At 67.4% G+C, this 13983-nt stretch carries 6 protein-coding genes; 5 read left to right on the forward strand and 1 reads right to left on the reverse strand.

Going from position 1 to position 13983, the window contains the following annotated elements; all coding sequences use genetic code 11:
• The first annotated feature begins 380 nt into the window (after nucleotides 1-380).
• From E6A26_RS04850 to E6A26_RS04865, 4 genes are all read left to right on the forward strand, one after another.
• The gene (locus E6A26_RS04850; RefSeq protein WP_136610077.1) at nucleotides 381-2630 is read left to right on the forward strand and encodes an McrB family protein; all 2250 of its coding nucleotides are present in this window, start codon (nucleotides 381-383) and stop codon (nucleotides 2628-2630) included.
• The gene (locus E6A26_RS04855) at nucleotides 2620-3816 is read left to right on the forward strand and encodes an McrC family protein (RefSeq protein ID WP_136610078.1); all 1197 of its coding nucleotides are present in this window, start codon (nucleotides 2620-2622) and stop codon (nucleotides 3814-3816) included. The genes E6A26_RS04850 and E6A26_RS04855 overlap by 11 nt, the downstream gene beginning before the upstream one ends.
• A 402-nt stretch (nucleotides 3817-4218) precedes the next feature.
• On the forward strand, nucleotides 4219-9651 hold the full coding sequence (locus tag E6A26_RS04860; protein WP_136610079.1) for a DUF3320 domain-containing protein: 5433 nt from the start codon (nucleotides 4219-4221) through the stop codon (nucleotides 9649-9651).
• 747 nt (nucleotides 9652-10398) lie between these two features.
• Nucleotides 10399-11217: a hypothetical protein gene (locus E6A26_RS04865; RefSeq protein ID WP_136610080.1), complete on the forward strand. Its 819-nt coding sequence runs from the start codon at nucleotides 10399-10401 to the stop codon at nucleotides 11215-11217.
• Between the two features lie 448 nt (nucleotides 11218-11665).
• Here the strand turns inward: E6A26_RS04865 and E6A26_RS04870 are convergent, their stop codons facing one another.
• The gene (locus E6A26_RS04870; RefSeq protein WP_136610081.1) at nucleotides 11666-12874 is read right to left on the reverse strand and encodes an IS481 family transposase; all 1209 of its coding nucleotides are present in this window, start codon (nucleotides 12872-12874) and stop codon (nucleotides 11666-11668) included.
• A gap of 319 nt (nucleotides 12875-13193) precedes the next feature.
• Here E6A26_RS04870 and E6A26_RS04875 point away from each other — a divergent pair, with 319 nt between their 5' ends.
• The gene (locus tag E6A26_RS04875) at nucleotides 13194-13949 is read left to right on the forward strand and encodes a mechanosensitive ion channel family protein (protein WP_136610082.1); all 756 of its coding nucleotides are present in this window, start codon (nucleotides 13194-13196) and stop codon (nucleotides 13947-13949) included.
• Nucleotides 13950-13983: the final 34 nt, after the last annotated feature.

A 13983-nucleotide genomic window follows, 5' to 3' on the forward strand; every position in this document is an offset into this window, starting at 1 on the left:
GCCCTTCGATACGATGCTGCCGAAGCGAAACGACCCAGAGTGCCATCTTGGGGGACTTCTTGGCAGATCCTGCGGCTGGGTTGCCGGAAAGTCGGTCGCCGCGGCGGGCCCCTGGCGTTGAATCCACTCGGGGCGGGGGCAAGGTGGCGTCCAGGCGACAGGGCAGGATCCGCTTAGGGGGACAATTTGATGTCCCCAACTGTCCACGCTTGCGCGCCCGCTTCACTGGAAGAAGCGTGATCACATCTGGGGAACGCTGCCCGCAGCCGGCGATCCCTCCGGAGCCTGTGCTCGCCGCTTTGACATGCGCGGCGACAGCGGGGTAGGGCTGTGACGAACGGGCCTGCACCCTATGCGCACCGTTCGAAAGGAAGGTATCGATGAAGACCCGTCGCCATGGCGAATCCGCGATGCGCGTGTACGAGGCGCTGGACGTGTTCCGGGAGGTGTCGCTCCGTGGGCTCCGCTCGAGCTTCCTGCCGCCGGACGATCCGGATGCCCCCCGTGTCTGGACGGCGGAGTCGGCTGCCAGCCTGATGCGCTTCTTCGTCGAGAGCCCGGACGAGAGCGCGCGGTCATTCCTCGAGAAGCTCGCCGATCAGCTCAGCGGTGTGCCGCGGGCTGCGGGCCAGCTCTTCGAGGAGCTCGCCTGGCTCCATTTCGCCGTAGCGGCCCCCTCCAAGCAGGGCTACGGGTCCAAGCGCAAGCTGCTCGATGACATCGCAGCGATGGCACGGGCCACCGGACCGACAGGCATCTTCGACGAGGCGCTCCACGCAGGGCTTGTCGCGCCGGGCACGTCGTTCTTCACCCGGCGTCCGAACCAGCTGTGGCTGCTCGTCCGCTTTGCCGTCCGCTGGACGGCTGCGACGGCCGACGAGCGCACCCTCTGGCTCTCCGACCCGCGGGCCTTCCGGCAGATGGTCTTCGGCCTGGACGGCGTCGCCGATCAGACGCAGCGTCACGCGCTGCTGCACCTCATCCATCCGGACGCCTTCGAAGACGTCGTCAGCCAGTACCACAAGCACGCCCTCGCCGCCCTCGCAGAGCCCGGCGAGGTCGGAGCCGACGACGACGAGACGATCGCGAACATCCGAGCGCGGCTTGCGAAGGACCACGGCAGCGACTTCTCGTTCTACAGCCCAGAGATCCGCCGCCTCTGGCAGCCCGAGGAGGCTCCTGCGACTGAAGATCAGCACGACGGCGCCGTCCCGGCGCAAGGGGTCGATGTCGACGAACCGGACGCCGCCCTGCGCGGCGCCTGGCTGGTCCGCGGGGCAGGCGGCGAGAAGGTGCCTGAATGGCTCGAGCAGGGAATCTGCGCCATCTACTACTCGGACTCTTTCCCCTTTCCGCTGCTTCAGGGCATGCCCCGGGACGAACTGCGCGCCCTCTCCGAGGAGGCCGGCATCGACACCACGACCGGCGGCTACAACATGGAGCTCGGCCAGGTGTGGCGGTTCGTCAACAAGATCGAAGTCGGCGACTACGTCGTGACCGTCAACGGGTCGGACGTGTATCTCGGCGTCGTCGATTCCGGTCCCAGGGATCGCAGCGCGCGGACCCGGATCGAGACGGTCAGGTCGGTCGAGTGGCTCAACGCGGGCCAGCCGATTCAACGGCGGGCGATCGCGCCGAGCCTGCAGTCGAAGATGAAGACCCTGCTCACCGTCAGCCTCATCACGTCCGAGATCGACGAGCTGGAGCGTTGGGTCACCGGCCACACGTGGGAAGAGCCGGCGACAGCCCCGACCATCCGAGAACTCGCCCTGCCTCGCGCGACCGCCGAGCTCGAACGCGACCTGCTCCTCCCGCAGCAGTGGCTGACGGACGTGATCGAGCTGCTCGAGGAGAAGAAGCAGCTGGTCCTCTACGGTCCGCCCGGCACCGGCAAGACGTTCCTCGCGCAGGCACTGGCCGACCACCTCACCGCCGGCGGCGGGGCGTCCGAGATCGTGCAGTTCCATCCGTCGTACACGTACGAGGACTTCTTCGAGGGCTACCGGCCCGCGCCCGGCGCCACAGGCCGCGTCGAGTTCCAGATCAAGCCGGGGCCGCTGCGCCGCATCGCCGAGGCTGCGTCGGCTGCCCCCGATACGCCCCACGTGCTGATCATCGACGAGATCAACCGGGCGAATCTCGCCAAGGTGTTCGGCGAGCTGTACTTCCTGCTCGAGTACCGCGACCGGCCGATCAGCCTGCAGTACTCCGAGCTGGAATTCACGCTCCCCGCCAACCTGTTCATCATCGGCACCATGAACACCGCCGACCGCTCCATCGCCCTCGTCGACGCGGCAATGCGGCGTCGTTTCTATTTCCTCGAGATGGCGCCGTCTGCGGCGCCGGTCAGCGAGGTGCTCCCGAAGTGGCTCGCCCGGCACGGGATGTCCGACGCTCCCGCCCTGCTGCTCGCCGAACTCAATCGGCGGCTCGGCGATCCGGATGCGGCGATCGGCCCTAGCTACCTCATGAGCAGGTCGGTCACCGAACCCGGACGACTCGAGCGGATCTGGGCGCACGCGATCCTCCCGCTGCTCGAGGAGCGCTTCTACGGCAGCGGCGAAGACCTCAAGCAGTACTCCCTCGGCGCCGTCCGGGCCGCGATCGACGGCGCGGCGAATGAGGATTGAGCTCGACGAGTGGGCGAGCGCCGGGGACCTCGGACTCGCTCCCGGTGCCATCCAGCAGCTAGCGCGCTCATCCGCATTCACCGTCGGCCCCGACCCCGACAGCCCAGGCCGATGGATGCTTGCGGCGAAGCAGCACGTCGGCATCGCCCGCGTAGACGGGCTCGAGCTGCGTGTTCGCCCGAAGGTGCCACCGGATCGCCTGATCGAGCTGCTCGCCGCGTCCCTCGACCGGATCGCCTGGGACCACCGCGACGTTGCATGGGCTGTCTCGGACGATCTCATCGCCACGATCGCGGGAGCATTCCTGGCCACAGCCGAACGCGCGCTCAACCGCGGCATCCTCCAGGGCTACGTGACCGAGGAAGCAGACCTCTACGCCGTCCGCGGCCGCATCGATCTCAGCCGGCAGATGGCCCGCAACCCCGGCCTGCCCCTGCCTGTCGCCGTGACCTACGACGAGTACACGACCGACATCCTCGAGAACCAGCTTCTTGCCGGGGCCGGGAGACTGCTGCTCCGACTCCCCGGGCTCACGAATTCGCTGCAGCTCCGGCTCAGACGCCTCGAGTACCAGCTGCTCGAAGTCACTCCGATGCGGCCTTCGCCGACTCCGCCTCCGGTGCAGTGGACGCGGCTCAATCTCCGGTACAGGCCAGCGGCTGTGCTCGCACGCATCATCCTCAGGTGGGGAGCGCTCGACTTCGAGGGCGAGGGCTCGACCGACGCGCCTGCCTTCATGGTCGACATGAACCAGGTCTTCGAGGACGTCGTTGGGCACGGAGTCCGCGAAGCCCTTGATTCCAAGCTCACCGTCGACCTGCAGCGCGGCGACTCTCTCGATGCGCAGAGGCAGATACCGATCCGGCCGGACATCGTCATCCGCAAGGGCTCCCGGGCGATCGCTGTCGCCGATGTCAAGTACAAGCGGGTCGCCCGGAGGGGGATCTCAAGCGAGGACGTCTTCCAGGCGCTCGCGTACGCCACCCGCTACGGCCTGCGCGAGTGCACGCTCGTCTACCCCGAACAGCCGCCCGTCGAGCGGCTTGAAGTGGGCGAGGTCACGATCTCGCTCGCCGCGGTCGAGCTGGATCAGCCCTCTGCGCAGCGAAACGCGTCGATCCGCGCTCTCGCGGAGCGCCTGGAACAGGCATCGGCACTTCGCTCCGGGAGTCCAGCCGCGCAATGACGGCGCGGATTGGGGGGAGTCGTCCGCGCGGTGTTGGCCTGCGTGCGCTCCATCCGAATTCCGGTTTCCTTACGTTCAGGGAAGGTCCAGCCCTGCCACACTCGGCCTCGACGCAGCGGTCCCCGAGCGCGGGAGCGCACGCTCGGTGAAGCGCCCAACGACATGGACTCCTGCCCATCTCGGCGATGAAGCTGGGCTCGGCTGGAACGGGCCGTAGGACGAAAATCCTCGAACGACGTACTCGCAACTCCTTGAAACCTTCTGCGCCAAAACTCGTCAATCCTTTGCTTAATTTAGGATTGGGTGCGGCTACCGTGGACACGCGGTAGGTGTTTGAGCACTCTCCTCCCAGTGCTCGTGCCCCCAGGCGCGATCGGCGAGGAAGATTCGAGAAGAGGGACAATGACCCAGACCCAGTGGGCCGAGCATCGGGCGGCGCTCAAGGCATGGCGTGACGGGCTGGTCGGGCTGACTGGGCAGAGCGCCCTCATCAAGTTCCGTGCCCCGAAGGGTTCGTCGCTCCTCATCGACTCGCCGTCTCCGGACGAAGTCCTGGCCCGGCTCCAGTCGGGAAAGCCGAACGTATTCCGCGGCGAATTCAGCCCGGAGGACCTGGACGCGCCGAGGCCGCTGCCGGCGGGAAGCTTCTTCCATTCCCCGAGGCCGGACGGCGAGGTCGGCAGGGTCGTCCGCAACCTCATGCGCAAGGCGTCGGCCGAGTTCCTCGACCGCGGCCTCGCGGTGCTGTACATGGCCTTCGGCCTCTTGGACTGGCACGACGTGGACGGCACGCCGATGGCCTCGCCGCTCCTGCTGGTGCCGGTCCGGCTGCTTCCCGAGGGCCCGAAGGGCACGCCCCGGATCACCGAGGGCGAAGACGACCCCGTCCTCAATCCGGCTCTTGCCCTGCGCCTGAGGGAGTTCGGCATCGAGCTCCCAATGGCGGAGGACATCGAGGGGCTCGGGGTCTCCGAGACGCTCGCGGCGGTCCGGGCCGCCCTGGAGAAGCACAAGCCCTTCACAGGCTGGACCCTCCGCAGCACCGCCTTCCTTGCGACATTCTCCTTCGCGAAGGAGGCCATGTTCAGGGACCTCCTCGACAACGAGGCCAGGATCCTCGAGCACCCCATCGTGCGGGCGATTGCCACCTCGGACCCGACCCGGCAGTCGCCGGAGTTCCAGTTCGACACGATCGACCCCTCCGACATCGACAGGCTTGCCCCGCCGGAGGCCACGCCGCTCGTGCTCGACGCCGATTCCTCGCAGCGTGCGTCGGTCGCTGCCGCCCTTGCAGGGAGGACGTTCGTCATGGACGGCCCTCCCGGAACCGGCAAGTCGCAGACGATCGCGAACATGATCGGCGCACTGCTCCATGCCGGTAGGACAGTCCTGTTCGTATCGGAGAAGATCGCGGCACTCGAGGTCGTGCGGAACCGTCTCTCCCACGTCGGACTCGGCTCCTACGTCCTCGAGCTCCACTCGCACAAGGCAAGCCGGAAGGAGGTCGCGGCCGAGCTGCTCAAGACGCTGGACAGCGTCGTCAGGCCCCCAACGCCGATGCCGGCGCTGGCCCGGCAGAGCGTGAAGGAGCGCCGGGAGCAGCTCAACGGCTACGCCGCCGCCATGAACGAAGTGCGCGAGCCGCTGAACATGTCCCTGCACCAGGTGCTGGGCCTGTACGCGAACCTTGCGACGGCGCCGATCGCACCTGTCCCGGAGAAGGCCCCGACTGCCCTCACCGAGGCCGGGTACCTCGGGATCCAGGAGACCCTGTCGAGGCTGGTCCGCGCCTGGCGGCCCGCGGCGCAGGGCAGGTCGTTCCTTTGGCGCGATGTCGTGGACGACCAGTCACTCGAAGTCCGGCTCTACCAGGCCGAGACGGCACTGGAGGAGCTGCGTGGCACGGTGGCGCTCAACGCGGACCTCGTCGACGCGTTCGGCCTCGGGAAGCCGTCCGAAACCCCGCGCCTGATCGCGCTCATCGAGCACCAGCATCGGCCCCACCCCAACAGTGTCATGGAGCAGTGGCTCACCGACGGGTCCACCGAGCCCCTGGAGTCTGCCCGCGCAGACCTCGGCCGGCAGATCGCCCGCCTCCGGGAGGCCGAGGAGAAGGCCGCGCAGGAAGCCGGCGTCCCCTGGACCGCGCTGCCGCAGCCGGAGGCGGTCCCGCCTGGCCCCTCACCAGTCATGGCATCGCCGTTCCCCGTGGACCTGCAGGCCGTTCCGGCCTCGCACTTGGCCCCGGCCGCCGACCGCTTCCAGGCGCAGGCGCGCATGCTGGGCGAGCGGACCTCGTCCCTGTCCTCGCTCGCAATCAGCCTCGGCCTCCCGCCGGTCTCGATGTTCGCGGACGCAGATCGCGTGACCCGCATCGTCGACCTGCGCGCGCAGGGCACGACGCCCGACCGGCGCTGGTTCACCCCGCTGGGACTGGCAGAGGCCCGCGCGGCCGCAGCCAGGCTTCGGGAGCACATCGCCGCCCTGGAAGACGCAGAGTCCAAGGCCTCGTCGGTGTTCACCCCCGAAGCGCTAAAAGCGCCCCTGGCGGAGCTGCAGGACCGGTTCACGAACCTCCACAGGGGCCTGAAGAAGCTCTCCGGCAGCTACCGCACGGACAAGAAGACCGTCGCCGGGCTGCTGACTAATGCCGCCGACGTGAAGAACGGCATAGGCCACCTCGCCGATGCCGTGGCGTGGGGCGAGGCCAGCAGGGACTTCGACGCCTTCGCCGCCGCCCACGGGGCGACCCTCGGCATGCACTGGGCAGGGCGCGAGACCAGCTTCGAGTCGCTCAACGCCGCCTTCGATACCGTCGATGAAGTCCTCGCACTCACCGACGGCAGCGTGCCAGCCCCTCTTGTTGCGTACATGACTGCGACGGACGCCAACGCCGCCCACCGGGCCGTGGCTGAGGCAGCCCGCGCCGACATCGAGGAGTGGAAGCGGGGACTGGAGCCGGCTCCGGCGCTGACCGGCCGTCCCGAGCTCGTGCTCGAGCCCATCGCCCAGGCGATCGACTGGCTCACCGCACACGTCGAGCCCATGCGGGAGGCCTCGGCACGCATCGGCGCTGTGGGGAGCGCCACCGGCCGAGACCACACGCTCGACGAGGCTGACGGCATCCTCGAACTGGCGGCCGACGCCGGGCGGGCGACGGAAGAGCTGCGCGCGGCGGAGCCTCGCTACCGGACCGTGCTAGGGGACGGCTTCGACTTCGCAGGCACGGATCTCGAGAACCTCGACGAGGCCATCGCCTGGGCGCTCGGCCTCCGCTCGCTCGCCGGCGGAGCCCTGACCGCCCGGCAGGCGAAGGCCCTGGCCGACTCCACGCCCGTCGACGCGATGGGCCCCGCCCACGAGAAGTGGGCACAGGCTCGTGACCGTGTGATCGCTGCCTTCGCTGAGAGCCGCCACGGAGAGCTCACCGAGGAGTTCGACAGCTTCAGCGATGCCGTGGAGCTCATGGCCGAGTTCCGTGCCGACACCGTCGGCCAGCAGGAGTGGTTCGACTACCGACGGGCCTACGGGGACCTCGCCGAGTTGGGCCTGGACACGGCCGTCGACTTCTGCATCGAGCAGCGCCTCAGGGAGCACGAGGTGCCCAACGTGGTGATGCGGGCCCTCCTGCGCGGCTGGTCCGACGCCGTCATTCAAGGCGATGCGCGCCTCCGTCCGCTCCTGGCGACCGACCGCGAGGCGCTGGTCGAGGAGTACCGCACCCTCGACGGCGACCTGATCAAGGCCGCAACCGCGGACATCATCCTGGCCGCCAACGCGCGGCGCCCCGTGAACACCGCGATGGGGGAACCGGCGATCATCCGCCGCGAGGGGGCCAAGCAGAAGAAGCACAGCCCGGTGCGCGAGCTCATGTCGCTCACCCGCAACGCCACGCGCAGCATCAAGCCGGTCTTCATGATGTCGCCGCTGGCGGTCTCGCAGTACCTGCCCCCCGACATGGAGTTCGACGCCGTCATCTTCGACGAGGCCTCCCAGGTCACCCCCGGCGACGCCATCAACTGCATCTACCGGGGCAGGTCACTGATCCTGGCCGGCGACGACAAGCAGCTGCCGCCCACATCGTTCTTCGAGCGGAACACCGACGACGACGAAGAGGAGGAGACCGACGTCAAGGACTTCCAGTCCATCCTCGAGCTCGCCAAGGCCTGCGGCGCCTTCAATAACCTCGGCCTGCGCTGGCACTACCGCTCGCGCCAAGAGGACCTGATTGCCTTCTCGAACTACAAGTTCTACGAGGGCAAGCTCGTCACCTTCCCCTCGGCCCACGCCGAAGGGGACGACGTCGGCGTCGAGTTCTTCCACGCCCACGGCATGTACCGCCGCGGCGGCGGCGCCTTCAACCCTGTCGAAGCCGCCAAGGTCGCCGAACGCGTGATCGAGCACTACACGAGGCGCCCGGACCTCACGCTCGGCGTCGTGACCTTCTCCGTCGCACAGGCCGAGGCAGTCCAGAACGCCGTAGACGAGGCACGCGTCGGCCGGCGCGACCTTGACCGGTTCTTCGACACCGAGGACCGCCTCGACGGCTTCTTCATCCGGGCCTTGGAACAGGTCCAGGGCGACGAGCGCGACGTCATCATCTTCTCCGTCGGGTACGGCCCCGACGAGGCAGGCAAGATCTCGACCAACTTCGGCGCCCTGAATAAGGACAAGGGCTGGCGGCGCCTCAATGTCGGGATCACCCGTGCCCGTCAGCGCGTCGAGGTCGTCGCCTCAATGCGCGCCGGACAGATCCCGCCCTCGACGAACGAGAACGTGGAGTACTTCCGCGCCTACCTCGACTATGCCGAGAAGGGGCCCCAGACCCTCGCCGTGCCGTACTCGTCGACCGGCCTCGACCCGGACTCGCCCTTCGAGGAATCGGTCATTGCCGCCGTCCGCGGCTGGGGCTATGCCGTCGAGCCGCAGGTCGGGGCGGCGGGCTTCCGAATCGACATCGGCGTGCGCCATCCCGCGTATCCCGGCATGTTCGCCATCGGCATCGAATGCGACGGCTACCAGTACCATTCGGCTCCCGCCGCCCGGGACCGCGACCGGCTCCGCGACCAAATCCTCACCGGCCTCGGCTGGCGACTGCACCGAATCTGGGGCACAGCTTGGTATCGCGACCGTGCTACCGAGGAGCGCCGCCTGCGCTCCGCCATCGAGGAAGCCATCCGCGCTCCGATCGAGGGCCGGACCAAGAAGGCGCCAGCGATCGAACGGCCCGTCGTCGAGACGGAACAGGCAGACAGCGCCGCGTCCCCGACGTGGACGACCCCGTATCGGATCGCGCCCGCGCAGGCCCTACCCTACTGGGTCGAGCCGGGCGAACCCGGCAGCCACCTCCACATGGTCGAGGCCATCGAGACGCTCGCCGAGCACGAGGCGCCGCTCCACCTCGACGTCGCGTATGAGCGCCTTCGGGACTGGTGGAACATCGGCCGGATCGGTGCGAACATCCGCGGCAACATCCACCTCGCCATCCAACGGGCACAGGTCGTCCGGGACGGCGACTTCCTCCTGGTCCCCGGTGGCGATGTCGCGTCCGTCCGCACACCAACCGCCAAGGTCGCCCGGAAGGCCGAACAGGTGCACCTGGAAGAGCTGGCCGTCGCGGCGGTCCTGACCATCCGCGATGTCGGGGCAGTCAGCAGATCCGAAGCCGTCCAAGGCGTGGCCCGGGTGTTCGGCTGGACCCGAACCGGGACTGCCGTCGATCGCCGGATCAACGAGGCACTCGACCGTCTCGTCGGCCGTGGCGAGATCACGTGCTCGGACGACGACACGCTGACTCTTGCCAGGGCGCTTCCGGAAGGCGGGGCCTCGGTGTAGGCGTCCCGCGACGCCGGCTCTCCTCAAGAAGCAGCGGTGCATCTCACCCGAATCTCACAACCCGCACCCGAGTTCGCTCGATCCATTTGTCAGCGCTCCTGAGGAATGGCACTCTTTCGCTCTTCCTGGGCAAATTGAAAAGCGTTCCCGGGCGCGGTGAGATCAGATGGCTTCAAGAACTGGGGGACGCCGCGCCCGACACGTCCAAGTTGGATCGGATCGAAGTCCCACGGCCTCGCAGCCCGCGACATTGTCATCTACCTGCCCGAGCGCAGCTTCATGAGTACCCAGGCACGCGCTAGATCACGAATACGGTCAGTACGAGCGGACCGCAGATCCTACGCGCCGCCTGGATGTCTAGGACTGGCTGCCCAAGAACTACGGAGCGCATTTCTGCCGGGGATGACACCTGATATGCGGCTCAAGCAGCCTCTCCGAGCGGTGAGATCCAAGATATCGGCCCCACTCTCCAGGAATTGGCGCGATTCGGTGGGCCCGATGCACTGGAGGGCCCACAGCATTTCAGATTTCCAGACGCTGATGTGACGACAGCCCATACGTTGAGGGAGAGAGAATTCCTAGAAGGTTGGCTTTCAGTTGCTCACCACGGTCTGTGCCTGCCGAGGAAGCCGATCGCCGTGCAGACGAGGGTGGGTCGGCCAGAGGCATGAGCGGAATGTCGTCTCGGACTCGCGGAAGGGCGCGCCGTCGGTCAAGACCATCCCGCCCGCCGATAGCATGGGCGTTATGTCTGACGGCAAGGCGATCGAGAACCCCGGATCAAAGTTCACCCAGGTGCTGGACGCTTCGGCGAAGCTCCCAGGGGTACGGATCAACAGGGCGGCATACCTCCGCGCAGCGCTGAAGCGATACTGCCCCGAAGAGCAGATCGACAGGGCGATCGCCGCCAGCCCCGCGGCCGCAGGCGTCCCGCTCGAAGTCATCACGGAGATTGCGAACACCTCCATTGCCTTCGAGACGAGCAAGGTGGCCGGGATCTCCGCTCTCGCCGGATTGCCCGGCGGGTTCGCGATGATCGGCACGGTGCCCGCCGACCTCCTGCAGTACTTCGGCCACGTACTCCGCACAGCGCAGAAGCTCGCCTACATCTACAGTTGGCCGGACCTGTTCGCCGACGACGATGAGGAGCTCGACGAGGCGACCGAGGGAATCCTCACCCTCTTCGTGGGGGTGATGTTCGGCGTCCAGCTGGCACAGTCCGGGTTGTCGAAGGTCTCGGCCATGATCGCTGCGCAGGTTCTCAAGGAGCTGCCGAAGCAGGCGCTCACCAAGGGGACCGTCTACCCGGTGGTCAAGAAGGTCGCCTCCTACCTTGGCGTCAGTATGACGAAGCAGCTCTTCGCCGGCGGCGTCGCAAAGTTCGTCCCGGTTGTCGGAGCCGTCCTCTCCGGTGGTCTCACGCTCGCGACATTCCTCCCCATGTCGAAGCGGCTGCAGAAGCACCTCGCCAGTCTGGAGCTCACGAAACCGGGGCACCGAGATGAAGCAGATGACTTCATCTACGCAGAAGTCAGCGAGGACGAGATCGAACTGTCGAAGCCCTAAGGCGCTACGGGCCCGGTGCTGCTGAAGACGCCGGGGAGCAGCTGCTCTCTGCGGCGAAGTGGCCCGGGCAGAAAGCCTGCGATTGCGGCCGGCACGCCTGCTGTCGTCGTGGGCGTCCTGTTGCGGTTGGCGGTTGTGGTTGCGTTCATGGAGCGGAATCCGTTCGCCGTGCCAAGCGATGGTTCAGGTGGCTCACATCAGACAGAATTTCTTATTTGCCCTCGGCGGTACAGTTTCGCCCGGCCCCAGGCCCATCACATACCCATCGAAAACACCCGTGACCGACCGGGAATGACCCGGTACAATTCAAATGGGGGAGTCGCCCGATTCCCCGTCTGACCAGGGAAAACGCGAGATTTTCGCAGTCTTCCGGAGGGTTCAAAAATCCTCCAAGGGGTCGCAGGTTCAAATCCTGTCAGCCCGACCATGTGATGAGTCGGGTCATCCTTCACGGATGAGTCGGGTCATAGGTAACACCCCTGGTCTTCGGACCGGGGGTGTTCTGTTTTCTGGGTTGGTAGTCCTTGGTGGGGTCGATGGTGAATTCGGCGAAGATTTCGCCGGTGCCGTGTTCGAGGGCGGTGACGTCGGTGTCGTGCACGAGCAGGATGATGCGTTTGTGCTTGTGGGCGCGGCCGATGCCGAGGTGTCTGAGGCGTCCGGCGTGGCGCAGGGTCACGACGCCGACGGTGTCGACGCGGTCGGTGCGGATCCGCCAATGTCTGCCCTGGGCTGCGATCGCGGGTGCGGCTTTGGGGGTTGCCTCGTAGGCCTGGGCCGGGGTGCGGCGGTCGAGTGCCCTGTGGGGTCGTTCGTGGTTGTAGACGTGGCGGAACTTGGCCAGGAGTTCGTTCAGGTCGGCGAGGGTGTGGGCTTCGGGCTGGGAGCGGAGCCATTTCTTCAGGGTCTGGTGGAAGCGTTCGATTTTGCCTTGGGTCTGGGGGTGGCCGGGGTGTCCGTTCTTCTGGGTGATTCCGAGGGACGCCAGGAGGTTCTCGAAGGCGTTGCGTCCGCCGCGTCCGCCGGCCAGACGGGTGGTGTAGACCATGCCGTTGTCGGTCAGGGTGCTGGCGGGGAGGCCGTACTCCTGGGCGGTGGCGAGGAAGGCTTCGACCACGATGGGTCCTGTGACCCTGTGGTGGGCGGTGAGGTGGAGCAGGGCCCGGGAGTGGTCGTCGAGGAAGTCGATGATCTCGGTGTCGGTGCCGTCGGCGAGGGCCCAGTGGGTGAAGTCGGACTGCCAGGTCTCGTTGGGCTGGGCGGCGACGAAGCGGCGCAGGGACGACTTCGGGCGCTTGTGCGGTTCGGGGGATACGAGCCCTGCGGCGGTGATGATCCGGCGGATGGTCGAGACCGCGGGGGCTGGTCCGCCTTCCTTTTCCAGGTGCCAGGCGATCGTAGCCGGTCCGGCGTCCAGGCCCCTGGCGGCGAGCTCGGCGCGCAGGGCCACGATCCGGGTCCGGGTGGCCTCGGCCGTGGCGTGCGGGGTAGTGCTGGGGCGGCGGGATCGCGGTTCGAGGCCGGCCTCGCCTTCGGTGGCGTAGCGGGAGAGGAGCTCGTGGACCCAGCGGCGGCTGACGCCGTAGCGGTAGGCAGCCCCGGACTGGGACATCCCGCCCTCGAGCACGGCCAGGACGATGACCTTGTTCTTCGACATGGCCCATGCTGGCGTTCGTGGCCGTGGGAACCATGTCGCGACTCACCGGTGAACGATCACCTGTGAACGATGTCCCGACTCATGTGGGAACGATGTCCTGAATTCACACACCGTCAGCCCGACCACGAAGCCGCGGAAACCTTACGGTTCCCGCGGCTTTTGCGTTGGTGAGATCACCACCCGGCGCCTACCTAGCGGGGGGTCGAAGCCCCTACCCTTCCGTGGCGTTGTTTGTCCCTGCCCGTGCCGGGGAATTGGATACCAGTCCTTCCCGCCGGGATTGGACTCTGGCTTTGCCGATCAGAACGGGGGCTTCACCATGCTGGACACTCTCACTGCCGGGCTTGCGGAGGTAGCGCGCTTCGTCCCACAGTTCCTTCTCTTCCTGTTGATACTCATCGTCGGGATGCTGGTGGCGAGGGCGCTCGCGAAAGCCCTCTCGCGCCTGCTGGCCAAGGTCGGGTTCGACCGGTGGGTCGAGCGCGGCGGGGTGAAGCGGGCCCTGTCGGGGTCGAACCTAGACGCCAGCACGATTGTGTCGAAGATTATCTACTACGCCCTGGTGCTGTTCGTGCTCCAGTTCGCCTTCGGTGTCTTCGGCCCGAACCCGGTCAGCACGCTCCTGGCGGCGATCATTGCGTTCCTGCCCAAGGTCGTTGTGGCGATCATCATCGTCATCGTCTCCGCGGCGATCGCCGCAGCCGTGAAGACCCTGATCCAGGGCTCGCTCGGGGGCCTGTCCTACGGGCGGGTGTTGGCAAACATCGCAGGCATCTTCATCATCGGCATCGGGATCATCGCCGCCCTGAACCAGGTCGACATCGCCGTCACCGTCACCACCCCGATCCTGATTGCGGTCCTGTCAGCCCTCGTCGGCGTGGTCATCGTCGGTGTCGGGGGCGGGCTGATCCGGCCCATGTCCGAGCGCTGGGAGCGCTACCTCACCCGTGCCGAGCAGGAAGCGCCCCGGGTCAGGGCCCAGGCCCACGCCGCCCCGCCGGCCGCGGAGCAGATCAGGGACGCCGCCCGCCAGTACGCCCCCGAGGACCCCGAGGGCGGCTCCCACCGCCACTGACCCCGGGACCGCCGGGAACGAACCCCAAGGGAGC

It is taken from the genome of Sinomonas albida, assembly GCF_004919045.1.
GTDB lineage: Bacteria > Actinomycetota > Actinomycetes > Actinomycetales > Micrococcaceae > Sinomonas > Sinomonas albida.

What these genes read in the sequence shown, in the direction of transcription:
- E6A26_RS04875 (WP_136610082.1), top strand. Translation starts at nt 13,194, where the DNA reads ATGCTGGACACTCTCACTGCCGGGCTTGCGGAGGTAGCGCGCTTCGTC.
- E6A26_RS04860 (WP_136610079.1), top strand. Translation starts at nt 4,219, where the DNA reads ATGACCCAGACCCAGTGGGCCGAGCATCGGGCGGCGCTCAAGGCATGG.
- E6A26_RS04870 (WP_136610081.1), bottom strand. Translation starts at nt 12,874, where the DNA reads ATGTCGAAGAACAAGGTCATCGTCCTGGCCGTGCTCGAGGGCGGGATG.
- E6A26_RS04850 (WP_136610077.1), top strand. Translation starts at nt 381, where the DNA reads ATGAAGACCCGTCGCCATGGCGAATCCGCGATGCGCGTGTACGAGGCG.
- E6A26_RS04855 (WP_136610078.1), top strand. Translation starts at nt 2,620, where the DNA reads ATGAGGATTGAGCTCGACGAGTGGGCGAGCGCCGGGGACCTCGGACTC.
- E6A26_RS04865 (WP_136610080.1), top strand. Translation starts at nt 10,399, where the DNA reads ATGTCTGACGGCAAGGCGATCGAGAACCCCGGATCAAAGTTCACCCAG.